At 44.2% G+C, this 26276-nt stretch carries 23 protein-coding genes and 1 pseudogene; 18 read left to right on the plus strand and 6 right to left on the minus strand.

The genetic code is table 11. The annotated features are described in order from the left end of the window. Window position 1: 1 nt before the first annotated feature. Window positions 2–778, plus strand: coding sequence for an ABC transporter ATP-binding protein (locus GC093_RS24735; protein ID WP_171654584.1), 777 nt, complete (start codon window positions 2–4; stop codon window positions 776–778). 3 nt (window positions 779–781) lie between these two features. After that, entirely contained in the window at window positions 782–1627 is an 846-nt protein-coding gene (locus tag GC093_RS24740) for an ABC transporter permease (protein WP_171654585.1), read from the plus strand. Between the two features lie 419 nt (window positions 1628–2046). Here GC093_RS24740 and GC093_RS24745 read toward each other — a convergent pair whose 3' ends face one another. Beyond that, complete coding sequence (locus tag GC093_RS24745) at window positions 2047–2394, minus strand: CHY zinc finger protein (protein WP_312886604.1); 348 nt, start codon at window positions 2392–2394, stop codon at window positions 2047–2049. Window positions 2395–2590: 196 nt separating this feature from the next. On the opposite strand from GC093_RS24745, the gene gap reads away from it, so the two are divergent. From gap to GC093_RS24765, 4 genes are all read left to right on the plus strand, one after another. Continuing rightward, on the plus strand, window positions 2591–3625 hold the full coding sequence (gene gap / locus GC093_RS24750) for a type I glyceraldehyde-3-phosphate dehydrogenase (protein WP_376768678.1): 1035 nt from the start codon (window positions 2591–2593) through the stop codon (window positions 3623–3625). Then, on the plus strand, window positions 3622–3816 hold the full coding sequence (locus GC093_RS24755; RefSeq protein WP_171654588.1) for a GapA-binding peptide SR1P: 195 nt from the start codon (window positions 3622–3624) through the stop codon (window positions 3814–3816). The genes gap and GC093_RS24755 overlap by 4 nt, the downstream gene beginning before the upstream one ends. After that, complete coding sequence (gene ppdK, locus GC093_RS24760) at window positions 3806–6493, plus strand: pyruvate, phosphate dikinase (protein ID WP_171654589.1); 2688 nt, start codon at window positions 3806–3808, stop codon at window positions 6491–6493. The genes GC093_RS24755 and ppdK overlap by 11 nt, the downstream gene beginning before the upstream one ends. Before the next feature lie 164 nt (window positions 6494–6657). Further along, window positions 6658–7101, plus strand: coding sequence for a GreA/GreB family elongation factor (locus tag GC093_RS24765; RefSeq protein ID WP_171654590.1), 444 nt, complete (start codon window positions 6658–6660; stop codon window positions 7099–7101). A gap of 325 nt (window positions 7102–7426) precedes the next feature. On the opposite strand, the gene GC093_RS24770 is transcribed toward GC093_RS24765, so the two are convergent. Further along, a complete protein-coding gene (locus tag GC093_RS24770; RefSeq protein WP_171654591.1) occupies window positions 7427–7636 on the minus strand; it encodes a hypothetical protein in 210 nt (69 codons plus the stop codon). Between the two features lie 754 nt (window positions 7637–8390). On the opposite strand from GC093_RS24770, the gene GC093_RS24775 reads away from it, so the two are divergent. The 12 genes and pseudogenes from GC093_RS24775 (at window position 8391) to GC093_RS24830 (ending at window position 22411) form a co-directional block, all read left to right on the plus strand. Beyond that, a complete protein-coding gene (locus GC093_RS24775) occupies window positions 8391–9368 on the plus strand; it encodes a ComEC/Rec2 family competence protein (protein WP_171654592.1) in 978 nt (325 codons plus the stop codon). Window positions 9369–9373: 5 nt separating this feature from the next. After that, window positions 9374–10438 carry a DUF6702 family protein gene (locus GC093_RS24780; RefSeq protein ID WP_171654593.1) on the plus strand — a complete coding sequence of 355 codons (1065 nt, stop codon included), beginning with the start codon at window positions 9374–9376 and terminating at the stop codon, window positions 10436–10438. Window positions 10439–10500: 62 nt separating this feature from the next. Continuing rightward, complete coding sequence (locus GC093_RS36685; protein ID WP_171654594.1) at window positions 10501–11718, plus strand: stalk domain-containing protein; 1218 nt, start codon at window positions 10501–10503, stop codon at window positions 11716–11718. Between the two features lie 61 nt (window positions 11719–11779). Further along, window positions 11780–12310, plus strand: coding sequence for a HupE/UreJ family protein (locus GC093_RS24790; protein WP_171654595.1), 531 nt, complete (start codon window positions 11780–11782; stop codon window positions 12308–12310). 144 nt (window positions 12311–12454) lie between these two features. Next, entirely contained in the window at window positions 12455–13675 is a 1221-nt protein-coding gene (locus GC093_RS24795) for a stalk domain-containing protein (RefSeq protein WP_171654596.1), read from the plus strand. Between the two features lie 42 nt (window positions 13676–13717). Further along, on the plus strand, window positions 13718–16696 hold the full coding sequence (locus tag GC093_RS24800; protein ID WP_171654597.1) for a stalk domain-containing protein: 2979 nt from the start codon (window positions 13718–13720) through the stop codon (window positions 16694–16696). A gap of 370 nt (window positions 16697–17066) precedes the next feature. Continuing rightward, window positions 17067–19454 (plus strand): cadherin-like beta sandwich domain-containing protein, encoded by a 2388-nt coding sequence (locus GC093_RS24805; protein ID WP_171654598.1) that lies wholly within the window; start codon window positions 17067–17069, stop codon window positions 19452–19454. 105 nt (window positions 19455–19559) lie between these two features. Next, window positions 19560–19643: pseudogene (locus tag GC093_RS36135) on the plus strand (xanthine phosphoribosyltransferase); the annotation flags it as partial. A gap of 273 nt (window positions 19644–19916) precedes the next feature. Then, window positions 19917–20330, plus strand: coding sequence for a BlaI/MecI/CopY family transcriptional regulator (locus GC093_RS24815; RefSeq protein ID WP_171654600.1), 414 nt, complete (start codon window positions 19917–19919; stop codon window positions 20328–20330). Between the two features lie 3 nt (window positions 20331–20333). Further along, the gene (locus GC093_RS24820; RefSeq protein WP_171654601.1) at window positions 20334–21185 is read left to right on the plus strand and encodes a M56 family metallopeptidase; all 852 of its coding nucleotides are present in this window, start codon (window positions 20334–20336) and stop codon (window positions 21183–21185) included. A gap of 45 nt (window positions 21186–21230) precedes the next feature. After that, complete coding sequence (locus GC093_RS24825) at window positions 21231–21938, plus strand: DsbA family protein (RefSeq protein ID WP_171654602.1); 708 nt, start codon at window positions 21231–21233, stop codon at window positions 21936–21938. 5 nt (window positions 21939–21943) lie between these two features. Beyond that, the gene (locus GC093_RS24830) at window positions 21944–22411 is read left to right on the plus strand and encodes a disulfide oxidoreductase (RefSeq protein WP_171654603.1); all 468 of its coding nucleotides are present in this window, start codon (window positions 21944–21946) and stop codon (window positions 22409–22411) included. Window positions 22412–22983: 572 nt separating this feature from the next. Here the strand turns inward: GC093_RS24830 and GC093_RS24835 are convergent. From GC093_RS24835 to GC093_RS24850, 4 genes are all read right to left on the minus strand, one after another. Continuing rightward, window positions 22984–23529, minus strand: coding sequence for a histidine phosphatase family protein (locus GC093_RS24835; RefSeq protein WP_171654604.1), 546 nt, complete (start codon window positions 23527–23529; stop codon window positions 22984–22986). Window positions 23530–23641: 112 nt separating this feature from the next. Continuing rightward, entirely contained in the window at window positions 23642–24229 is a 588-nt protein-coding gene (locus tag GC093_RS24840) for a hypothetical protein (protein WP_171654605.1), read from the minus strand. A gap of 288 nt (window positions 24230–24517) precedes the next feature. Further along, window positions 24518–25681 carry an anti-sigma factor gene (locus tag GC093_RS24845; RefSeq protein ID WP_171654606.1) on the minus strand — a complete coding sequence of 388 codons (1164 nt, stop codon included), beginning with the start codon at window positions 25679–25681 and terminating at the stop codon, window positions 24518–24520. Next, entirely contained in the window at window positions 25678–26178 is a 501-nt protein-coding gene (locus GC093_RS24850) for a sigma-70 family RNA polymerase sigma factor (protein ID WP_171654607.1), read from the minus strand. Before GC093_RS24850 ends, GC093_RS24845 begins: the two co-directional genes overlap by 4 nt. Between the last annotated feature and the right edge of the window lie 98 nt (window positions 26179–26276).

Below are 26276 nucleotides of genomic sequence, written 5' to 3' on the forward strand. Positions count from 1 at the left end.
CATGAAAATCGTTATAAACAACGTAGAGAAACGGTTTGTTGATACGAAGAAACGTGAAGTCACTGCTCTTCAAAACATTAACTTTACAATCGAAGAGCAAGAGTTTGTTGTACTGGTCGGTCCCAGCGGCTGTGGAAAATCTACGCTTTTGAATATCGTAGGTGGTCTTCTATCCCCATCCAGCGGTGAGGTGTACTTTGAGGGCTTAACTTCAGGTAAAGAACCTCGGCTTGGCATTGTGTTCCAAGAAATTGCACTCTTTCCTTGGCGCACGGTTTATGAAAATGTTGTATTCGGTCTGGAAGAGCAGGGAGCAAGCAAGCAGGAGCAGCGGGAAAAAGGTCAGCACTTCATCGATCTTGTAGGCCTCACAGGGTTTGAATCGGCTTATCCGAAACAGCTGTCAGGCGGAATGCGCCAACGGGCAGGCATTGCCAGGGCTCTTGCTGTCGAGCCTGATCTGCTGCTGATGGATGAGCCGTTCTCTGCGTTAGATGCGCAGACACGGACGCTGATGCAGGAGGAGCTGCTTTCCATTTGGGATCGTACCCGACTGAGTACGTTATATGTCACCCACAATATCCAGGAGGCCGTTTATTTGGCTGATCGGGTCATTGTACTTTCCCGCCATCCAGGACAAATCAAAGAAGTCATTCAAATTGATCTGCCGAGGATGGGAAGGGATCAAGAGCAGCATCGTGCTGCTTTTGAACGCTATGCCGATGAGATATGGCAGCTTATCCGGCATGATGCACAAGAAGCGCTGAAGGAGGGATAGGCCATGAGTCAAACACCAAGAGAAACCAATGAGACTCTCGCCCAAGCCTCGGCGCAAGGACGAGAGCAGCGGCATATTATCCGTAACCGCGTGTCCTTCTTGGAGCAAAAGATTCCGGGTTATGCTTCCGTTATCGGGATTGTCGGAATTCTCATTTTGTGGGAACTGGTCTGCCGGTTTGAGATAGTCCCGCCGTTGTTTTTACCAGCCCCGTCCTTAATATTGGTGGCCGGATGGGATATGCTATCAAGCGGGGAGCTTCATGAAAACATACTGGCGAGCTTATACCGGATTGCCATTGGATACGCTATAGGTGCTGGTTGCGGTATTGTTTTCGGGCTCATACTAGGATTTTCACGTTGGGTGGACGCTATATTATCTCCCGTCGTGTATTCGATTTATCCGATTCCGAAAATCGCGCTGCTGCCTTTGATTATTCTTTGGCTTGGCATTGGAGAAACGCCTAAATTTACTATGATTGCCTTGGGTGTGTTCTTTCCAGTCGTGATAAATACGTTCTCCGGAGTGAAGAACGTGGATCCGATTTGGATCAAAGCCGCGGTTACGTTCGGTTCCAGTCATTTAAGCGTGATTCGGAAGGTTATACTTCCTGGAGCTCTGCCGATGATTTTTGCCGGTCTTAAGCTTGCTGCTGGAACTTCCCTGCTTCTGCTGGTAGCAGCGGAAATGATCGCCGCTCAAAAAGGTGTTGGTTCGATGATTCTCCATTACGGGAATCTTATGATCACTACAAAGCTTATGGTTGGTGTTCTGATTTTGTCTTTATTAGGGCTTCTTTTTAACCGTGGCTTGCAGTGGCTGGAGCGAAAGCTTCTGCCGTGGAAATAAGATGTCTGAGCAAGATCGTTAAATCGTTAATTTAGAGGGCTATTAGGAGTATGGCTGAAACCGCCGTGCTTTTAATAGCTCTTGTTTGTTTGATAAGAGTAAAACGGAATAAAACAGATGTGAAGGAGGTCGTACATACTGCGGCTTCTTTTTTTTGCTCCGCTTTTTCAAAATCAATTTCGGCACTATAGATAAATTAAGTGACTGAAACGGATATAATCCGACATGTACAGTGTGAAATGTGAATTTTATAATTGATAATGATTCTCAGTTTGAAAAATCAGCAGCCGCATTCTATAAACATTGTGAGGAAAACCAATAATTTCAACTACAATCCCAGGTTTCAACAATCTGTTGGCATACAGCCAGGAGAGAAAATGCTGCTAGTAGCTAGTGGCAGGGGGAGTTTCGTTTTTTTGCTATTCAGAGGCTGACGCAAAATACAAATGGTTGTGGTTGCTGCAGCCGGGGTTAAATGGGCTGTTGCATGAAGGGCATACATAACTGCTATTTAAATATTGATTTATAGATAACTCCGTATGACAGCTTCCACAAAGGATAGCTTTGGTGTGCCATTCTAGCTTGGGCCATACCATAGCTTCATGGTTAACTGTTTCCTCGTGGCAATAATAGCATCCATAGTAGGTGTCACAGCACTTGAATTTAATCGCTATGATGTCCAATTCGCTATGATAGTGCTTGCATCTGGTTTGACCGTCGATGGCTCCCGTAACTTTGTTCAAAACGTCGTACCTCCGAAATTTCAAGGATGGATTGTTTCTTCATCGAAAAGGCTTCGATCCGATTATAACATGCTGAAAAGCGACATAGCTAGAGAGTGTAGCATATTAGTGTCATGTTTAAAATAAAGTGTGTCATAATGATGAGGGTTCAAATTAATTATTGCATCATATATAATTATATGGTATGTATTATATATCATAAATTTTAAAGGTGGTTGTGATACATTTGAACAACAAAATTGGCATTAGCGGGATGGGGAGAATCGGCAGGCTGCTTGTTAGAAAGGCATTTTCAGAGCAAAGAAGCGGAGTTGCAGTCTCAGCAATCAACTGTTCATACCCTGTTGAAACGGTGGCACATTTATTGAAATATGACACCATACATGGTCAATGGGATGCCAATATAACGGTTAGAAATGGAAAGCTGCATATTAATGAGAATGTCATTGACATGGTAAATGAAAGAGATCCTTCTCTGATTCCATGGAGAAAGCTAGGCGTTGATATTGCCATCGATGCAACAGGGAAGTTCACGGATCGCGAGGGAGCGGGTAAACATCTAACGGCAGGGGCCGAAAAAGTGATTATTACAGCTCCGGCCAAGCAAGCTGACTTAACTATTGTGATGGGGGTTAATGACAGCAGCTATCATCCCGAGCAGCACCGGATATTGTCTGCCGCGTCGTGTACTACCAATTGCGTAGCTCCTCTGCTGTATATTTTGGACAGAGCCTTTACTGTGAAGAACGGCTGGATGACAACGGTCCATTCTTTCACAAGTGATCAGAATCATATGGATAACCCGCATAAAGATTTGCGTAGAGCGAGGGCCTGCACACAGTCGATAATCCCTACCTCAACGGGTGTTGGCCGAGCTTTAGCCGGTGTGCTGCCGCATTTGGCTCCGGTTATTCAAGGGATTTCCATCCGGGTGCCAACCCCTGACGTCTCGTTAGTGGATTTAACGGTGCAGCTCGGCAGAAGCGTTTCATACGAGGAGGCCGTGCAAGTTTTACAACAGGCAGCAGCAGGTGAAATGAGTAAATTTGTAGGAATGGTGGATACTCCGTTGGTCTCTTCCGACTTTATAGGGAGTGAATATTCAGCAGTTATCGATGGGCCTTCTTTAATGGTAACGAAAGATCAAATGAAGGTGCTGGCATGGTATGACAACGAGTGGGCCTACTCGTGTCGTGTGATCGATGTTGCAGCTATGGTGGCCAACAAAATTGCTAAAGGGGCGGGTATCTTATGAATCTTATGAAGCTAATCGGAAGCAAGCAGCAGCTGGAACTGGGCGTCATTATTTGCAAGCATTGCGGGGATATTATTGCGACTCAAGATACGGAAAAAGTGACTACCTACTACAGCATTTGTAAGAAAAACAGCTGCACCGGAGCTAATACCACAATGGATACTCAGGAGGAATTCAACCATGAATGTTAAAAGAGTGCTTCACTTTCAAGAAGGCCATGCAGGTATGAAGAAGCTGCTTGGAGGAAAGGGAGCCAATCTGGCCGAAATGACGAACAACGGATTGCCTGTGCCTCCAGGATTTACAGTGAGTACGGATGCTTGCCGGGAGTATTATGCAAATGGGGGCAAGCTGCCGGAAGGGTTGTTCGAGGAAATTCGCGCTGCTTTAAAGCAGGTGGAACAAAGAAAAGGACAACAATTTGGAGGAAGCAGCGACCCCTTGCTCGTATCGGTCCGCTCTGGTTCTGTAAGCTCGATGCCTGGGATGATGGATACGATATTGAATCTTGGGTTAAATGATGTGACCGTTCAAGCGTTAGCCCAGCATACAGGTAATAAACGCTTCGCTTACGACTGCTACCGGCGGCTTATTCAAATGTTCGCTAATGTGGTTTTTGACATAGAGGGAATTTACTTTGAAAGACTGCTCCATCAATTGAAGGAGAGAAATGGAATTCAAACCGATAAAGAGGTTCCTGCTGAAGCTTGGCTTGAATTAATCAACCAATATAAAGCCATAATCAGGTCGAAGGCTAATAAGGAATTCCCACAAGATGTATATGCGCAATTGCAGCTTGCTGTAGAGGCAGTGTTCCGTTCCTGGAATAATCAAAGAGCTATCATTTATCGTGACCTTTATTCGATTCCGGATGAACAGGGAACAGCGGTTAATATTCAATCCATGGTTTTTGGAAATATGGGTGAAGAGAGCGGTACAGGTGTTTTGTTTACGCGCAATCCCTCGACTGGGGAAAATTTGCTATATGGCGAATACTTAACGAATGCCCAGGGGGAGGATGTAGTTGCCGGTGTGCGTACCCCTTTTCCTATAGCGATGCTTAAGTCCGAAATGCCTCCTATTCACGCCAGTCTATCCCAAATCGCTTCAAGACTTGAAGGCCATTATAAGGATATGCAGGACATTGAGTTTACGGTGGAAAAAGGGGAGCTGTTCATTCTCCAAACCCGCAATGGAAAACGTACGGCACAGGCTGCTGTCAAGCTGGCTGTCGACTTAGTAAGAGAAGGGATTATTACAAAGGAAGAAGCTTTGCAAAGAATAGAGATGGAGCACTTGGACCAGCTGCTGCATAGAGCTATTGAAGATGGAGAGCATCTGGATGTCGTTGCTACCGGTCTTCCTGCCTCGCCAGGCGCTGCCATGGGGCAGGTTGTATTCGATGCGGATACCGCTGAGGAGTGGAGCCGTTCCGGCAAACGTTCCGTGCTGGTAAGCATGGAGACAACGCCGGAAGATATTCATGGAGTCATAGCGGCGGAAGGAGTCCTCACAAGCCGTGGCGGTATGACCAGCCATGCAGCGGTAGTAGCCCGAGGAATGGGCAAGCCTTGTGTGTGCGGATGTGAAGAGGTTCACATAGATTTAGAGTCGCGCCAGTTTGAGGCGGCTGGACGTACCTTCAATGAAGGTGATTGGATTACTCTGGATGGAGCTACAGGACGGGTAATCGCTGGAGTTGTTGCATTGAAGGAGCCGGAGATGAGCGAGGAGCTGCTGGAACTATTGAAGTGGGCGGACGAGGTCCGATCTATGAAGGTGCGGACCAATGCGGATACACCGGAGGATGCGGCCAAAGCAAGAGAATTCGGGGCCGAAGGAATCGGATTATGCCGCACGGAGCATATGTTTATGTCACCGCACAGGCTTCCTGTCGTGCAGGCTATGATTCTTGCGGATAGCACGGAGAGCCGCAAATCGGCATTAGACCAGCTTCTGCCTATGCAGCAAAGTGATTTTGAAGGGATTTTTGAAGCCATGGACGGATTGCCGGTCACAATCAGGCTGCTTGATCCACCGCTGCATGAATTTTTGCCAAAGCTGGAGGAGCTGCTGCTGCATCAGGAAAAGCTGAGAGCAGGTAGTCATTTAACTGCAGAAGCAGAGGATGAATGGAGAAAAACAGATGTATTAATAAGAAAGGTACGGAATCTTCAAGAGATGAATCCGATGCTGGGAACCCGTGGCTGCCGCCTTGGGATCGTATTCCCGGAAATATACGAGATGCAGGCGATTGCTATTTTTCGTGCAGTGTTAGCTTGCCTTGGCAAAGGAATAACCGTGATCCCGGAGATTATGATCCCTCTTGTTGGTCATGCTAATGAATTGCAGCGCATGCGTGAACTGGTAGATCAAGCGGCCAAGGTTGTGCTGGGAACACAGAGCCTTGAATATAAAGTGGGCACGATGATCGAGGTTCCACGCGCTGCTCTGACTGCAGCAGCTATCGCTAAGCATGCCGATTTCTTCTCCTTCGGCACCAATGACTTGACTCAGATGACCTTCGGTTACAGCCGGGACGATGCTGAAGGTAAGTTTCTCGCTCACTATGTAGATCACAAGATTTTGCCCAAAAATCCATTTCAGGTGCTCGATACCGAGGGAGTGGGACAGCTTATCGAATGGGCTGTCACACAGGGACGGGGTGTGCATCCTACATTAAAAACAGGAATTTGCGGCGAGCATGGCGGCGACAAGGAATCGATCTTCTTTTGCCAACAGGTGGGACTGGATTATGTAAGCTGTTCACCATTTCGAGTGCCGTTAGCAAGGATTGCAGCAGCTCAAGCGCGGTTAAGTCTAAGTGCTCCAGTAGCTGCTGGGCCACTTATTGTACGGGCCCTATGAATAAAAAAAATTACTTTATTGGATATACCCTGAATATTTGGTAAGATAGCTCTATGGCCCCCCTATTTGGGAGGCCTATATTTCTATACAAGGAGGAGCATACATGAACAAGCTCGTATTCTATTTCGTAATGGAGCCGCTTCGCAGAGGAGGGGAAGTCTACTATGAGCCATAGTATTGTGTTACAGGGATCACGGACGCAGCTGATCAATCAGCTTGTTTATTTTGATGAGCAGAAAAAGGATTTCTTGGATCACTATTTCCCGAACTCAGCTAAAGAAAGAGGTAAAATCGAGCTGCTGCTATCGGTTTATTCGGTAACACTTGAAAGAATACTGGGTGTGTTTACCCAAGAAAACTTGAATTCTACCGTTCTTATCGGCAGTCGAATGAAAATTGTTTATTTGGAAGACGGTTACACAGAATCATATACCATCGTTTTTCCTCATCAAGCAGACCCCAATAGTAACAAGATATCGTTCTTATCTCCTATCGGCTTTCAGCTGTTGATGGCAAAAATTAATGAAACCTATCAGCTTAAGATCCCTTCCGGGGAAATTAAGGTTAAGCTTGAGGAAATTATTTACAACAACTGCGGTGATTTATAGCTAATCTGGCTGTTCTGTAGAGGGACATTTTGAACATTTTGAATACTAAAAATAAACAAGCAACTAACGCCATTGGCGAAAGTTGCTTGTTTATTTTATCAGGCGTCCCCAAGACAGCTTATCCAGTAAGTAGTTTACTACGGTTTGTTGAATATTCCACTACTAACGAGGATTATTTGGCCAAACAGTAATAATTTCATAAAGACCTCCATACAGGATTTATTTGAAGAGCATATACAAGATATAACCAATCGAACCCATCACAATTAGAATTGAAGATACGATAGAAAGCGATTTAAAAAATATCCTGTATCTTCTGTCTACATCATTCACTGCTATCATTGACCTTACTGAGGGTCTTATACGTAACCAGAATCGTACTTCTTTGGGCATTCATACCTGATGGTGTTGGTTTTGTCATCGATCCGTAAGATATATTGATGACTTGCTCGTCCTGCAGCTCTGCTAAGAAAACATTAGCTTTTTTCTCAGCTAAAGACGTATCTGAGTCCACAAATTCCTTGACTTGTATCATATTGATTATCATCCTTTAAGTGTTATTTTCGAAAAATATTACAAAAAAATCCCGTTTCTGCTGATTAGACTAGTATAAGCATCTGCCTCCTCATCTATAACTAACATTAAATGTAAAAGTAATTTAAAAATACAGGAAGGCATCCCGCATTATTGCGGAATGCCTATCAACATCAACATAACATCGAAGGGTGCGGGTGTCAACCAGTGGTATTCTTTTCTAAGGAAACACACGTGAGAATGATGGAAATATCACATAGACAACCTTAAGGCTAATATTTATTTCAGAATAGAAAAAACGCCAATTATCCTCAACCGGATAGTCGGCGTTTTTTTTCTGTGCAGAGAAGCTCCAAACTCACTCTGAGGTTAATAAGTTTGGTACTTTCTAATTCCTTTAGTTGTCAATTGACTGTGCCATGCTTGAATAGAATATTGGAAGGCTCATTTGTAGTTAAGCAAAATATGCCGTTATTTAAAAAGTTATCATTTTTTTGAAATGCAATGATTCGATAACAAACCAATAAAGTGTCAATATCCTATACCGGCTAATTCCTGCTATTGTCTTACTAAAATAGTAAAGGCAGGTGGAATGTTTGAAGCAATTATCCATTTCAATGAAAGGAACATCGTTCAGTGTAAAACAGAAAATATTTTTTTGAAAGTATATAGACTAGCGTATGGCCGTTATAGAAACGTCAAATAAGCGCTAATGTAAAAATACCAAGAAATCTCACTAGGATGTGAATATGTTGATGAACATGGTGTCAGGAAAAACAGCTTTTAAATTTTTGACCGTTTTTTTGATCGCCTCGCTGCTTGTTGCAGCTGCATGTACTGAGATAAAAACAAACACCCAGGTCTTTGCGGCAGCAGCAGAACCCGCAGGAACCGGTAGTTCGCCTGGATTGAAGGAAGTATTCGATAGTGATAAGTACAAAGGTCTGCTCACTGTACGTTACTTGCATTTGAGCGCCGATGTGGCTGCAGGGGATGCCATTGTGATTCAGACGCCTGACGGTAAAACGGCGATGATCGATTCAGGGTTGATGAATACAGGTTCGCAGGTTGTAGATTACTTGGATAAGCTTGGAATTAACACGATTGATATGGCCATCAACACCCATCCGCATCCGGATCATATCGGTGGTTTTGGTGATGTCGCACTGTATAAAGACATTAAAAAGGTTTACATGGAAAACCTTCCTGCGCCGCAATGGGTAGCCTATTCAAAGGTGATGAATATATTTCAGGAAAAGAACATTCCTTATGAGTTTCTGGAGGAGGGGGACACCTTTCAGCTTGGGGACCTGAAGTTTGAAGTGCTGAGCCCGCAGAAAGGCGCATTACCAAATGTGATAGAAAATTTAAACGACGACGCAGAAGTTAATAACAATTCCTTAGTAATTAGGATGACCTACAAAGAAAATACATTTCTTTTCACAGCGGATATTTATAAAAGTAAGGAAACGGAACTCGTCAAAAAGTACGGTGCTAGGCTGAAAGCCGATGTTATGCATGTTCCGCATCATGGTTGGAGGACATCATCATCTCCTGATTTTATACCGTTAGTTTCTCCAAAGGTCGCTGTGGTCAGCAACAACCTCTTCGACAACACGAAGCTGGTTCAGCGGTTTGATAAACAGAACATCAAAACGGTTGTGACTGGGACGAATGGCAACATATTGATTACTTCCAACGGTAAAAACGTGAATGTCATTACGGAGAAATGAACAATATGAAAAACCTTTTGCTGGTTTTTACACTGTTGTTGATACTTGTCCCTGCATCTACTGCCTGGGCACATAATTTGAATAGCGGATACACCTATGTCCGGATGTCTGAACAGGCGGCAGATGTCGAACTGCTCTTGCCCTTTCCCATTTTACTGCAGTATGACATGGATCATAACAAGAAAATTACTGGCGACGAGCTTCAGCTTCAGAAGGAACAAATTTCATCTTATATGCAGCAGCATTTTCGATTGTTGAATAACGGAGTGCCGATGCAGTTCGAGCTGCGCACTCTAGAGCCCATTATACAGGCAGAGACAGAAGATCCGCTTGTACGCTTCCTATTCCAGTATACTTCTGAAGCGAATATGAATGATCTCACACTTGAGTATGACGTAATCATAAACGATGTGGATCCGTTCCATCAAAACTATGTTCAGCTATATAAAGACGGAAAGCTGGTTGGACATCAGGTTGTTAGCAAGGATCAGAACACACTGTTTTATTCATCGAAGGGAAATCCGCAAATTCAGGCTTCCATGCTTAAAGCGTACCTGCTGCTTGGAGTTCAATATGCGGTAACCAGTGTCCCCATTTGGTTGCTCGCGTATGGCCTTGTATTCGGATCAAAGGGGGTGAAGGGACCGCTGAGAGCGGTTGCTGCGTTCTCTGTAGCTAACATGCTCGGATATATTATGGCATTTCGGTCCGGCATCGTGCTATTGAATGAGTGGTTGTCGTGGCTTGCCGTTAGCGCGCTAGTGTGTCTGGCCATTCGAAACCTGTGGAGACCGGAGCGGGATATGGGGAAAACCGTCACCGTCCTTCTCGGGTTCCTGCATGGGTGGGTGACATATCAGATGGTGCTTGAGACAGGAATCCAAAACGAAATACGGGTCATTTCTTTACTCACATATACCGTTGGAATTTTCCTGGGGTTGTCCGGTATGGTCTACATCCTCTGCACATTGCTTATACCGTTGAACCATTTTGGCTGGTACCGCAGGATGGTTGTTTTATGCAACATGATATTGCCGTTGTTAGGAGCGGTTTTTCTTTTTTGGAATTAGTCAAAAGGTTGTTTAGCCAGTGGGAATCGATAATTCAAATCAGCTGGGAGGTTAATTTTTTGGTGTACATCAGGAGACAAATTTCGAATATCAACGTCATTTTATTTGGTTTGCTAGTTTTTGTTGGCCTATTTGTGGCAGCACCTTCTGTTAAAGCTGCGGTGACGACAGGCGATTTGTTGATCACGGAGATGGTCATTCGTTCGGCGGACGATAAAGGTGAAAACGGAGAGCTTTATCGATATATCGAGCTGTATAACAATACCGATAAGCCGATCGACTTGTCCAAGCAAAAAATTTACTATTACTACGAGGTAAAAGATAAGCCATGGAGCAACAGTAAGATAGATAAGGTTGACATTACGGACCGGGATCAAAACGTGATGGGCTTAGACGGCCAAGTCAAGCCCAAGATGTTCATCCAGCCTCACAGCACCAAAATCGTCTGGATCTATGTCCCTAAAGATGAAAGCGTAAACAAGGTGGTGAGTGAATTAAATACGCTGTACGACTCCCAATTGACCGACGACGATGTTGTTTACGCTTTTCATAAAGGATTTTCCTACGTGAGTCAACGCTACATAGCGATTGTCGGTCCGGGTGGGGATAAAGATAAGGACAGGTATTCTTTCGTTCGCTACAACGGGGATAACAGGGACGTCAAAAATTGCAGCGATGTGGAAGGCACGAACATGTGTGACTTCTATAAAGGCCAAAGTGTGATCTATTATTACCCGGACAATGGCTTGAATCCGGAAAGCCGGGAAATGGAGCGAAGGGATCCCGAATCGTTCAACCGCAGACCTACGCCAGGCAAATTACGGTCGGGTCAGGTACCAGGTCAGCCGGAGGCGGTTACCTTCAGGAACGAAGTATCCGAACCGCTTATCTTGCAATTAGGGATTCGAACCGCTCACTTCAAAGGAAAAGAGCAGAAGCTGGAGGTTGCTCCGGTGCTTGACGGCAATACAACGATGGTTCCTTTCCGTTTCATCGGCGAGGCTTTGGGAGCGACAGTAGGTTGGGACCAAGCAAAGCAGAAGGTGACTTTAGCCTTGAATAACAAATCAGTCATTCTCTTTATTAATAATGAGGAAGCGGATGTCGACGGGAAAAAGATCAGTCTGGAAAACGCCCCTAAGATTATCGATGGAAATACGATGGTTCCTCTTCGCTTTGTAGGCGAGAGCCTGAATCAATATGTGATGTACGAGGCGGCAACGAAACGCATTACTCTTGTCCCGTTGAAAAAGCTGGCGCCAAGTACAGGGAGCGATTGATTTTCTGTGAAACTTTTGAAGAAAGCTTGGTGAGGTCATGGACATCCTTTCGATTATATTAATGTACGTCAACCTCGGGCTGGAACATATTATTACAGGCTATGACCATTTGTTGTTTCTGTTTTCTCTCATCATCATCTCACAGCGTTTTTCCAACGTATTGAAGATTGTTACCGCATTTACGATTGCGCACAGCATCACTTTAACCTTGGCGGCGCTTGGGTATATACCTTTGTATCCCAAATGGGTGGAATCGGGAATTGCGTTGACAATTGCCTATGTGGCGATAGAGAACTTTTTTGTCAAAACGTCGAAATGGCGGTGGCTGCTCACCTTCGGCTTCGGATTGATTCATGGTCTCGGTTTCGCTTCATCGATCAGCCAGATCGGGTTTGATCGGACGTATTCGGCGGTCTCGCTCATTTCATTCAATGTGGGAATTGAACTGGGGCAATTGGCCGTAGTTGGCATCGTACTTCCTCTGCTTCTTAAGTATCGGAGCAGGAAGGAATACAAATATTTTTTCAATGCTGCATCAGCTTGCACATTAATCATTGCCCTTTATTGGTTCGTAGAACGAATCATTGTATAGTCGGGGCATGCTAAATTTGCATCAGGGCGAGGCAATGTGCCGATTCATCGTATTCGTTCAGTAGATGGCAACTCATGTTTTAATTTCTAAGGGTCCAATTCCCCGCAGCTTGCTGCGGAGATAATTCATTAAGGGGGAATTTGTATGGTATTTGTTAGAGGGCGTTTTGCTCTAATTTCCGGCATGTTGTTAACGTTGCTATTTTCCTTGTTAAGTTTTGTGGCTACACCGTCTGTTAGTGCCGCAGTTGCACCGGGTGACTTGCTGATTACGGAACTTGTCAGTCAATCGGCAGACGATAAAGGTGAAACCGGAGAGCTTTACCGATATATTCAGCTGTATAATAATACGGATCAGCCGATCGACTTGAGCCAACAAAAGATTTATTACTACTATCAAGTGGCTGAGAAACCTTGGGAGACCTCTAAATTTGATAAGATCGACATTACGGATCGAGACAAGAAAATAGTGGGCTCAGATGGCAAAACTAAGTCTAAGATGTATATTCAGCCTCACAGTATTAAAGTCGTCTGGATTTATGTGCCAAAAGATGTGATTGTGAATAAGACGTTGGACAAATTTAATGCTATGTATGGCACACAATTGACCGACGACGATATTGTGTATAGTTTTCACAACGGATTTGCCTATACGGGACAACGATATTTGGCAATTGTAGGGCCTGGCGGTAATAAGGATACAGACCGGTACTCTTTCATCCGTTTTAACGGAAAAGCAGCTTCCAAGCAATGTAACGACAGCAAACCGGACGTATGCGATTTTGCTAAGGGGGAAAGCGTCAAGTATTTCTATCCTCAGAATGGATTAGATCCGGCAACCCGGGAGATGGAAGTGAAGGGTGCCGATTCGGTTCATCAAAAACCAACGCCAGGCAAATTAGCAGCGGGCCAAGTACTAGGTCAACCGGAAATAGATCAACCGACAGCAGATCAATCGGCAGTCAGTGTTAATAAGAAAGACGAGTCCCAGGCGATTATTTTGCAAATAGGGAATCAAAGCGCCAACGTTAAAGGTAAAGACCAAAAGCTGGAGGTTGCTCCTGTTCTTGATGGCGATACGACGATGGTTCCCTTCCGTTTCATCGGAGAGGCTTTGGGAGCGACAGTAGTCTGGGGACAATCAGAGCAAAAGGTAACCTTAACCTTGAACGACATAACTGTTGTCCTCGTTATCGATAGTAAGGAAGCGAGCATAGGCGGAAATAAAGCGACATTGGAAACCGCTCCTAAAATTATCGATGGAAATACGATGGTTCCGCTTCGGTTCGTCAGTGAGAGCTTGAAACAAGAAGTAAAATATGATGCGGCAACGAAACGTATAACACTTTCTCCGCTGAAACCGTAGGACTTGCTTTATTCATTTTGAACAGAACAGGGAGGTTATTTTGTGCGATTTGTTAAATTACGTTCTACGATAGTTTACGTTATGTTGCTTTCGATGCTGTTCTCCGCTTTTGGGTTCGTGTCGACACCTTCTGTCCATGCGGCCAGTACCGTTGGAGTAGGAGACTTGCTAATAACAGAGTTGGTTCCCTATTCAAAGGAAAGTGGCGGTGCGCTTTACCGGTATTTACAGCTGTACAACAATACGGATCAGCCTATCGATTTGTCCAAACAAAAAATTTATTATTACTATCAAGTGAAAGCCGATCCTTGGAAGAGTAGTGCTATTAACGCTTTTGATATTACGGACCGGGATAAAAAAGTGACGGGACCAGACGGCCAAACCAAGCCGAAAATGTACATTCCACCTTACAGCACCAAAATCGTCTGGATCTCAAGAAGCAACCCGACTGCGACGCTAGATCAATTTAATACTACATACAACACTACATTGACCGACGATGATGTTGTGTATGTCTTTCAAGATTCCGGGCCACCCTCAACGACTCAACGATATTATGGGGTAATCGGTCAGGGTTTGGAAAATAAATACGATCAAGATAAAGATAGGTATGCTTTTGTTCGTTACAATGTGCAAGCCGGCACCGGCAGCTGCAGTGGCAGCACTTGTGATGTAGCTGCAGGAAAAAGCATCAAGTACTTCTATCCGAAGAACGGTTTGGATCCGATCAATCGGGAAATGGAAATTAGGGAGTCTGGTTCACGACTGCAAACGCCTACACCAGGCAAATTAGTGGCCGGGCAGACCCCGCCGAAAAAACTAACTGGATTGAACGCAACGCTTGGTCTAGGCAGAATATCATTGACATGGGCATCCAGTACCGATCCGAATGTAGTAAATTACCGGATTTATGAGAGTGGGCAAGCAATCGCGGAGACACAAGAGAATAGCATTGATCTAAGCGACAGCCCTTCCTTCCGTATGGAAGACGGAGAAACCTACAGCTTTAGCGTAGCCGCGATCAATACGGACGGGGTGGAGTCGACCCAAACCGCTCACGTTTCGATTTTGTTTGAGGGCGGACCGAGCGGTGTGAGGGCTGAAGTTGGCGACAGATCCATTCAATTAAGCTGGCAGCCAACAACTAAACCTGTGTTGGGCTACAAGGTGTACCTGAACGATCAGCCGGTGACATCCTCCGTGTACACGGTGACATATTCGACATACACCTATAACTTGACCGGCTTAACGAACGGCCAAAACTACAAGCTTAACGTCAGTGCGGTGAGGCAAGGGACCGAGCCAGGGACCACTTTGGAAACCGCACTATCGGCAGATGCGTTCGCGACTCCGTCTGTGATTACCGGACTTTCATTGAGCGGCATTCCTTCCACTTTAGCGGTAGGGAGTCTATATAACCTCAAGGTAACGACGACTAATATTGGAAGTGAGCCGTCTGAAGTAACGAATAACGCTATGCTGACTGTTTCAGATCCAACGATCGTTTCAATCGCCGGAGCAGCAGTGAGGCCGTTAATGGCGGGGCAAACTCGAATAACAGGGACCTATTCAGGTTTTTCTGCCTTTATCGATGTTACAGTTATTCCTCCTGTCACGTTATCCAGTTTGACCATTCAGGGTTATCCTGATGATAAGGTGATGAGTCAAGGTACGCTTCAACTTCAAGTTATCGGGAATTATTCTGATCAATCGACGCAGGATTTAACGGGTAGTGCTCAGTACAGTAGTAGCGTCACATCGACGGCCACTGTGGACAATGGAGGGCTAGTCACAGCGCTCCGTACAGGGGACACGCTTATTACAGCAAAGTATGGAGGCAAAACGGCGAACGTTAATCTGACAGTAGCGTATAGCAGGGTTAATAGCTCAAGAGGAAGCGGTGGAAGAAGCGCTGTAGCTAGTGCAGCAATTACGGGTAACTTGTTAATTACCGAGGCGGTTATCCAATCAGCGGATGATAAGGAAGAAAGTGGAGAGCTATACCGGTATATTGAGCTGTATAATAACACGGATCAGCCTATCGATCTATCCCAACAAAAGATTTATTACTACTATCAGGTGAAAGATCAGCCGTGGAAGGATAGCAGTTTTGATAAGCTTGTGATTACGGATCGGGACAAAAATGTGATGGGTCAAGACGAAAAAGTCAAGCCGAAAATGTATATACAACCACATAGCACCAAAATAATCTGGGTTTATGTGCCAAAAGATGTAACAGCCAATAAGACGGTTGCGCAATTTAATGCTCAATACGGGACCCAGTTGACCGATGAAGATATATTGTATGTTTTTCACAACGGATTTTCTTACACGGGTCAACGATATTTGGCGGTTGTTAGTCCGGGCGGCGATAAGGATACGGATCGGTACTCTTTCATTCGATATAATGCAGGAGCTGGGGCCAAGAGCTGCAACGAAACGCCAGGTTCATGTGATTTCATTAAAGGTGAAAGCATTAATTATTTCTATCCGCAGAATGGTCTGGACCCAGTATCCCGCGAGTTGGAAATTAGGGATGCTGACTCACGTCATCAAAAGCCTACTCCAGGCCAATTAGCAGCAAATCAGGTTCCCGACGGTACAGTAACAGCAACCACTGTTGTCGACAAGAAGGACTCATCCGAATCGATCGTGCTGCAAATAGAGAATCGTATGGCAAGTATCAGAGGTAAAGAACTGTACATGGAGGTCGCTCCTGTGCTGGACGGCGATACGACGATCGTTCCCTATCGTTTCATTGGAGAGGCCCTGGGAGCCATCGTAGGTTGGGAACAGGATACGCAAAAGGTGACCTTAACCTTGAACAATAAGTCCGTTGTCCTCTTTATTAATAATAAGGAAGCAATTGTGGACGGAAAAAAAGTCACCTTGGAGCTTGCCCCAAAAATCATCGATGGCAATACCATGGTTCCTCTTCGTTTCGTAAGTGAAGGTTTGGATCAGGAAGTAAAATATGATGTGACAAACAAGAGCATCACGCTTTTGCCAATTAAGAAATGAAAGACTGCGAGAAATGAAAGTGGGTTAATGAATTGACCCCGCACCGGCAGAGGTGTTTGTTAGTCTGTCTGGTAGTTAATGTTGCTCTAAACTGGAGATCTTTCTAGTCAGATAAGGTTAATATTTATTTCGGAATAAAAAAACGCCAATTATCCTCAATCGGATAGTCGGCGTTTTTTTCTGTGCAGGGAAGTTCCAAGCTCACGCGCGCAGCACAAAAATATTATTTTATAAAGCTGTAAAGAGAAGAAAATAGATAGACATCCTTACTATTAATACTTAAAATAATTGATGTAATTAATGATAAAGACATGGCAGAGAGTGTGCCGGATGGGGGATTGCTTTGAAGGTCTTACATATAAAAAAAATAATGGCTTTATGGATGGTTCTGCTGCTTGTCTGTAATGCATTAGTGATGAGTCCGCTTGCTGCTCAAGCCGAGTTCATATCGCATTCACTAACCGTTAAGGTGAATTTGGATCCCAATGACACCACTTCGACTTACAGTGCTTATTTGACGCATTACAACGGGGAGAGCTGGGATGCGCCCATCTATCCTGTAAATGATCAGGCTGATGGGACCCGTGTATTCAGCGGTCTGGAATCCGGGCAGCAGTATGAGCTGCATGTTGATACAACCAGAGTGCAGGATTCGCCGTATGAGTATTACTATTACTTTAAAAATATCAATATAACGGATCGTGATTTGACGCATACAGCTGAATTGATTTCCAACCAGAATCCTGATCCTTTGTATACTAGCTTTTTCGATAATAACTTCATGGCGGGGAAAGTTGCCGGTACTCTTGTATGGGGCTATCCTTCTATGGAGGATGATAGTTTTTCTTTTTATCAAGTTTATTTTGCCGATAGCAGCGGCAACATCATACCGGATGTGCCTCCGGTAGCCGTGAGAAGCAAATCGGAGACGACTACAATAAATGAAACTATCGGTTATCGATATATGGTTCCAGACACAGATATTCCTGCTGGCGCTGAGCAGCTGCGCTTTTATAAGACAAGTTCTTTGGACTCTACGGAGAAGAAGAAAACGCCTGTATTCATTACCTTGAGGGATAATCCAGGCGATTTATTAAATGATGTGAGGATGATTGATGCCAATAAAGAACCAGGAATTATTCAGCCGACCATTCATTGGAGCAAAATAGGGAATGAATCAAGGATCAGTCATTATGCGATATATGAGAGGCAAATGGGTTATTTTCGCCAAATCGGAACCGTCCGAGCATCGGGAGAGCCGAGCTACTCCTTAATGCTTCCCAATGAATATCAAGTGGGGATATCGGCCCCGTATTTGTATATCGCAACCTTGGACTGGCAGGGCGTAGCGTCCTACTATCAAATCCAAGTAACAGATGATACATCGAGCCAAACGAATGTTTCTTTGGATACTAATCCAGCAATTAACGTTCCAACTAAAGTGGAGCTATATGACATGAATCCTGATCCGAACCAAATTAGCGGATATTTGAAGTGGAATTACAATACAACTGTTTATGACAATGCTTTTGCCATTTACTTTATGGATGACAATAATCATGTGCTGCAATCGTTTAGAAACATTTACTTTAATTACAAAGCAGAATCTTACGGAATGAATATACCTGAAAATATCGATTTGCCGGCAGGAACGAAGAAAATTGGAGTTTCAGCCATAACGGAGGAAGGCTTATCGGTTCCAGGTACAGTATCTCCGTTGTACAGGAGTGCCAAGCTGAGCGCATTATCCACGGATGTAGCGGCTCTTACTCCCGCATTTTCGAGTTCCACCCTTTCGTACTCTGCCACTGTAGCGAGTAATGTGTACAGCGCGACTGTGACAGCCAAAGCAGAAGCAACGGGGGCTATTGTGTCTGTGAGGGGAGTAGCAGTAGCAGGACTCTCTACAGTATCAACTAATGTAAATCTGGTTCCAGGTATCAATGTTGTACCGGTCCTGGTTACGGCTGAGGATGGTATAACAAAAACCATGTACAACATCACTATCACGAGAGCTGCAGAGCAGCTATCCAGTAATACTCAACTAAGCAGCTTATCCTTAGGCGACGGCTACAGCTTGAGTCCGAGCTTTGCCAAAGATATAAAAGCATACACCACGACAGTTGGTAACCAAGCAACCAGTATCACCGTTAGAGCAGCAGTATATGATATACATAGCCACGTTTCCATAACTTATCCAGGTATGAGTTCTGCTGCAACTACAGCTGCAGGAGCAACAGGGGGCTCTGTAACGGAGAGGGTTTATTTAAACTCACCTAATACGGAAATTAAAGTGAACGTTGTTGCACAGAATGGTTCTCAAGGACAGTATACAATCAATGTCCAAAAGCCAGTCATTACCATTAAAGGCGGACTTGGCGCTGTATATGGAAACAGAATAGAAGGAATTTCCAATGGGACAACTGTAGGAACCTTACTTAACCATCTTACCCTTCAAAGTGGTGCAACGGCGAAGGTGTTCAATAAAACTACTGGGAATGCCGTTAATGATTATACGATACTGGATTCTGGTATGAATCTCGTGTTGAAATATGAGTCTGCCACGGTGACGTATGAGCTTCGAACCTTAAATGAATTATTGAAAGAGTTAACAGGAATGAAGACAGGAGACAAATTCCAGGTCAATCAGCTCGTACAGTTTATATCCCCGACTACTAAGAGAGATATAACAGGAGACGGCAACTTTAACGCAGAGGATGTCCTCAAAGCACTGCTGGAGATATCACCGATACAGTAATCTCGCACATAACAGGGCTGAGAAATAGCCAGATAGACCGTCGCATAACCTGGATAAGGGGAGCTGACGGTCTTTTCTATACCTGTAAAAGAATCATATCGACCAGCACATGGAGAAGCTGCCTTCGGCATGGCCCGTATCGTTGAAGCAGCCGGAGCAGAAGTAGTGGGTATGGGGATTGTAATTGAAATCCAGCAGGATATTCCTGTTCCATCACATTAATGATGCGGCCAGCTGGAACCAGTAAGGAATTGTACATAAGGAGTCGGCCAATGGACACATTGGTACGGCTCCTTTGTGCGTTACTAGGCATTGTTTAATCCCCGAGGAACAGGTGCTATTATTATGATGTGCACATGTCCGTGCATTCACAAATTCAATGGGATGCAAGACAAATAGAGAACGTAAAGCTTGACTTTTAAAGTTGCCATCACTACAATTTGTAGTGTGAGGTGTTGCCGAATGAAGATACATAATTTTAAGTACAACGAGAGTGGATTAAACCGTTTTTTCGGAACCCTGGAAGCTAAGATTATGGACATCCTCTGGGATGGCGAGGAAATGGTCATTAAAGACGTACAGCATAAGCTCGAAGGGGAGAAAGTTGTTAATTTCAACACTGTAATGACCGTTATGAACAGGCTGGTGGAGAAACGTGTTTTGCAAAAGCGTGCTGCTGGCAGGTCCTTTTTGTACCGTCCCGTTTTGTCCAAGCATGAATTTCTGGAGGCTCAATCCAAAGAGCTGACTCATGAGCTTATGGAGGAATTTGGCTCACTTGTAGTGAATCATATGTTGGACGCGTTGGAAGTGGCCGATCCTATGCTGATGGACAAGCTGGAGCAAAAAATTAAGGAACTCAAGAAGGAAACCTAATCCATGAGGGAAAATCGGTCGAGGTTGATTTTTATCACATGTACGCTATTTTCGAGTGTGCTGATGCTGCAAATGGGCTTGTATATGGTTCATGTTATTATGAGCTGGGGGATGGGCTACAACATCATTGAGCTGTGCCATACTTTATTGCAAGCTTATGGTCTGAATTTTGCGGGATATGTGCTTCAAGCCATCGTGTATCAAACTTTTTTCTTATTTGTTTTTAGCATAATCAGACATGCAGTACTATCCATCAGGTTCGCGGGTAAGATTCAAACCTGCAGGGATCAGCAGCTTTCTTATGAAATGAATCGAAGGTATAGAACTACTACCAAAGAGGGGATTACAGTCATCCATAGCTCTACGCCTATCGCATTGGCAACCGGCTTTTTTAAACCGCGCATTATTCTCTCAACGGGTCTGTTGAAGCTGCTAAGCAAGAATGAGCTGAAGGCAGTTCTTTACCACGAATCGTTTCATGCCAGATCCTCAGATCCTTTGAAAACGTTCATGCTCTCTCTTTTTGCCACGGCATTGTGGTATATTCCGATCTTAAGATGGTTTCAACGTAACTATAACATCGTGAGAGAAGTGCTGGCAGATCAGTACGCAATACATCGTATGGGAACCCCGGTAGAGCTTGGAAGCGCCCTGCTGAAGCTGTTGAGGGGTGGTATTCCCGAGCGTATGCCAGTATCGCATGTATCCATTACAGATGCTTCGATTAACTATCGAATTCGGCAAATTTTGGAGCCTGAGGGTAAGCTTGAGCTAAAATGGCCAATGGCGCCCCTTATGATTTCGATTCAGGTTGTTGCTTTGTTATGCGCTATGTTTATGGTCCTCATGCATTAGTAGGTAGAATAATAAAATATACACATAGTAAAGGAAGAGAATCCGTTGAAAAAAAACACAGCCAATAAAGCAAGCTACAAAGAACAACGTAAGCTGGAAGCACAGAAGCAGCAAAGAACGACAAGAAGACTTATTTGGATTACTGTTATTTTTATCGTTGCGATTATTGCAGCCGTCATCATCTTTCAGCCGAAAGCCGCACCAGTCGAAATTGCTTATGACACCATGCCAAGCCTTGGGGCTGCGAATGCTCCTGTAAAAATTGTGGAGCTAGGTGACTACAAATGCCCTTCTTGCCAATATTTCAGCCAGCAGCTCGAACCACAGATTAAGAAAGACTATATTGATAAGGGCTTAGCTTCATTTCATTTTATGAATTTTACCATTATTGGGCCTGATTCGAACACCGCGGCGCTTGCTGGCCAATCGGTTTTTCATCAAAATAATGATGCGTATTGGAAGTTTTACGATGCCCTTTATAAAAACCAAGGTGATGAGAAGGTTCAGTGGGCAACCCCTCAATTCCTGGTAGACTTGGCGAAGAAAGAAAATCTGCCGATCGATTATGACAAGCTAATGCTGGATATCACCTCGAAAAAGTACCAAAATGAGGTCGATGCACACAATGCGTTTGCCCGTAAGAACCAAGTAAACAGCACACCGACCTTGTTTATTAATGGCAAGAAGTTCGATAATTCAATGGATTACAATTCGATTAAAGCAGCGATTGATAAAGCAGTAAAGGGTGAATAGCCGGGATGAGGATTATTCAAGCCGCCAAGCAATATGCCCTTTATCTGGCCTGGCTAGTGTCACTTGTAGCTACGTTGGGAAGCTTATATTTTAGTGAAATTCTGGGCTATGAGCCGTGCAAGCTCTGCTGGCTTCAGCGCATATGCATGTATCCGCAAGCTATATTGCTAGGTATGGCGTGCTTCAAGAACGATCGTAGGATGGCATCGTATCTGTTTCCGCTGAGCATCATCGGAGGGTGCATTTCACTCTACCACTATGCGGAGCAAAAAATTCCCGCTCTAGCTAAGCTGCTGCCATGTACAGTAGGGGTGCCATGTAATGAGGATTACATCAATTGGCTCGGATTTATTACGATCCCTTTCTTGGCTCTGATCGCTTTCATTCTGATGGCTAGCTTCTTATGGTTGCAGAAGCGTTCCCTTAAGGAAGAGGAAGATCAGGACGAGGATCAGGTGCAGGCGCAGGTGTAGGTGCAAGAGTGGGGTAAGGACAAGTGAGTGCAGGAGCAGGAGCGAGAGCAAGTGCAAGAAGCAGACGGATAAACAGGTAGATCATCAATAAGGTAGATCCGAAGATAAAACAGAACTGCGGGGGTATTACACCCTACATCCAATTGAGGCCGTGAATAGATTCACGGCTTTTTGCGTGGAACAACAGTATAAGTTACGTTGCTTTGTCTAGAGGAGCGAACTGCATAAGTTACGTCGCTTTGACGAGAGGAATGAACTGTATAAGTTACGTCGTTTTGCTTAGCGGAACTGAAAGTTCCGTTATTCAGTCAGCCACGTAAAATCTGAGCCGATAGCGGAAGTCGCACTTCCTCTATTAGACAAAATGAGGGGGATCCTGCTCAAAAACGAATAGATAACGGAACAAATGCTTCCTCTATTTGTCCTTTTTTTCGCTTTTTTTGACAATAACGGAACTATTACTTCCTCAATTATCAAACCCTAGGACGGAGGAGCAGACGGGATCTAAAATGGTATTCATTAACAATTACCTCATTAACATTTATCATTACCTTAAGTACAAGCAAGCTAATTCATTTACTCGGAGTCAAATTTTGAAAATTATAAACTTTGTATTCTCCATTACCTGATGAGAGCCTTAATATATTCCTATCCTCAGGTATACCTTCAAAATAGGCCCCAATACAACCCGTTGTGCATCTATGCCCAGATAATAAAATGTTTACTTCTCTATCGCCATATTCAGCTGCAAGCTCACGCATAAATTCAAAAACTCTTTGAATATAACTATGGATTTCTTCAACGCCTTTATAAACGCTAGAGTCAGGAACTACTCCTTTCATTATTACTTCGCCTTTTTTTAATTTGTCAGCTTCACCTAAATCAAAAACATCAAGTCTGTCATCAATTATTGCTCGGATACCTGTTGCTATCTCTGCAGTTTGAATAGCTCTTTCTTGTGGAGAGGAAAATACATGGTCAAACTTGATATTTTGGAGGCTGTCTCTTAAACCTTCCGCTTGCTTTATCCCATAGTCGTTTAATGGCAATCCCAGTCTTCCTTGAAGTCGTCCTTCTTTGTTCAAATCTGTCTGTCCGTGTCTTATCACATAAATCATTGCTGCTGCAACCTCCCCACAGAATAAGTAACTTTTTCCTACAATTTTTCATTCTAATTACAAAGGCTGCCGCAGCTGTAAGCGGATGTCCTCAAATAGAAAGAGTCCAAATTCACGAAACTCCATAGGTTTCCCTCCCATTTAAGATATCAAAACCGACTATTTTCATGTCATCTGCATCCACTACTAACCCCACCCTGGGACAGAAGGAAGCAAAAAAGCGAAGCGCGACTGAATTTTTTAATTCGTCATGCAATACCCATCCAGTAGGAGATAATGCTAATCTTTCATTCCGTTGGATATATCCATTGTGGATCCATTTTCTCAAAGAATCTGTTCCAGTTAATTTCATAGGCTCCAACTTATCAGGCAGCACAATGAAATACCTGCATGTTCGGCTCATCTTATGAGGTCCAAGTAAGTTCCTATCGCTGCTTCGATAAAAGTCTTTTATCAAAGGAGACAGCTCACCGCGCTGATCCATAGATCTAAATATCTCTACTGAGTCGTTCTTCAACTGCTCCATTATTAGGGTTTTTATATAATCATCAATAATTACAGCTTTCACGTTCTCATAGTGGGGAGCTAGTTCCTCTAGAATCAACTTATGGAGTTCTTCATTCACAATCTCAAGTTGGACGGATGTATTACCTGGCAGTAGGACACTGGATGCATTAAGAAATTGAGCTAAGACAGTCATACTAATAATCGAATCAATGGCATTCAGTTTTTCGATCTTAGAGGGTTTTTGAATGGGTATTGGAATTTCTTCGTCATTACCAAATAAATCATTCTCTGAAATTTCTCTTACTCATGAAAGCATATAGGTTCTCCTCTATTTTTCTATTGATTTAGCAGGTTCTTATTAACTGAGAGGGCTGCCGATCCCTTGCATTCAAAAGCCTCCTGTTGATGGAGATGGAATTAACGCGTTTATTTTTGTCAAAAGGGTCTACTTTCCCGATACAACGATACAACAAGCTTCTCATCACCTATCATGCCAATTCCAAAAGCGGACTTCGCCTATTCGGATACTGGAAACCCAAGCTTCTTCTTTCAACTTCAGCAGCTCTTTGGTCGGACCTGTTAACACGACGCCGTACAGCTTCACTCCATGAGTATCGATATATTGGACGGCAGAATCGACCTGAAGCCATGGAGCAAGCCGATTGCTGATGTTAGGGTATTTTTGCAGGAGATGGAGCGTATTCAGAAAGTTTTGTTCCCTTACTTCTCCGTCACCATAAGTCTGAATCCCAGGTGAGGAGGAGCCGGTTGTCACGATTTTGCTGAACCAGCCTGTTGTTTGCTCGGTACGGCTGGTTACCTTCATATCATCTGCGTGCCAGATGGGGAAGAACGGGAAGCCTACTGGAGACATCACGGCTCCCTCATCTCCGTGCTTCCTCTCTTGATCTGTGTAGGCTGCGAACCAGACAGGGTCCATATTCTTGTTTTCTAGAAGCTTGAGCAGCTCATTGGTCGTATACATCCGGTCCAATGAAACGAATACTTCCGATACAGTGCCCTCATGCAGCTTATCCAGCTTGATCCACTCCGAGTTCTGGGCGGATGTCTGCTTAACTTCAGGAATTTGAAATAAATAAGCGCTGGAAGAAGTCTCATTACGCCATGTCGTTTGTTCCAAGCTCGGCCAACCTAGCAAGAACGATAATTGAAAATCACCGATAGATGACTGCTCTGACCCAATCTTTTTCCGTAATGTTCCTTTGTAATCCATAGTGAAGAAGGCATTCGAATTACTGCCCCCGCTTACACTCAAATTAGGCCGGGTGAGGGCAATGGTGGAGGCGATGACGTCTTGGTAAATGGATGCACGATTGCCGAGCCCATAATAGAGTCCAGTTACTACCGCGCTTATTAGACTAATTGAAATGACAATTCCGATGGCGGTCAAGGCTGTCTGCAGCCGAGCCTTCCATTTGCTTCTGCGCAACAAAGAAGCTTCTGTGAAGGATGGAGACGAACCTTTTGTAAGCGGATGCTGGTCCCTCTCGTTACCGAGATAATCGCTCAGATAGGTCTGATAAGCCTCCATTTTATTAAGCTCTTCCTCGAACTGTTCTTTCTCACTGCCCTTTAATTTGCCTTCGGCATAATCTTGCAGCTGTCGTTTGAATTCTTCGCTCATAGACTTTCCTTCCTTTCCTTACTCTGCCTTACGGCTTGCCTTGCACGGTAGAGCAATATTTTATAATGAGATAGTCTAATTTCCATAATGTCCGCAGCCTCCTGATAGGATAGCTCGTGAAAGTCATGCAGAAGGATCGCCTGCATCTGATTGTCAGGCATGGCATAGATGACGTCTCCGATATGATCCCATAGCTCTTGATTAAGTAAATATTGGTCAGGAGTTCGTGTATCAGGGAGCTTGTCGAAAAACTCTGCTCCTGTTGGAATACAGCGCTTCTCTTTGCGGTAGGAATCCACGAATGCATTATAAGCAACACGATATAGCCACGGCTTCACCTTATCGTCCTTGCAATTGTCCAAATACAGGTAAGCTCGATAGAATGTTTCCTGAACTAAATCTTCGGCAGCATGATGATTTCGGCAAAGGGAGAGCAAGTAACGATACACGTCTTTTACATATAATTGATACACGCTGTCGAGTGTATGTCTTCTCATTACATCCCCCCTCAATCTATACACGTATAAAGCCTTCAAAAGTTACAGAAGCATAACGGTCGGATTTCAAAAAAAATGAGCAGACCGCCGTGGCAGTC

It is taken from the genome of Paenibacillus foliorum (genome assembly GCF_013141765.1).
Lineage (GTDB): Bacteria > Bacillota > Bacilli > Paenibacillales > NBRC-103111 > Paenibacillus_S > Paenibacillus_S foliorum.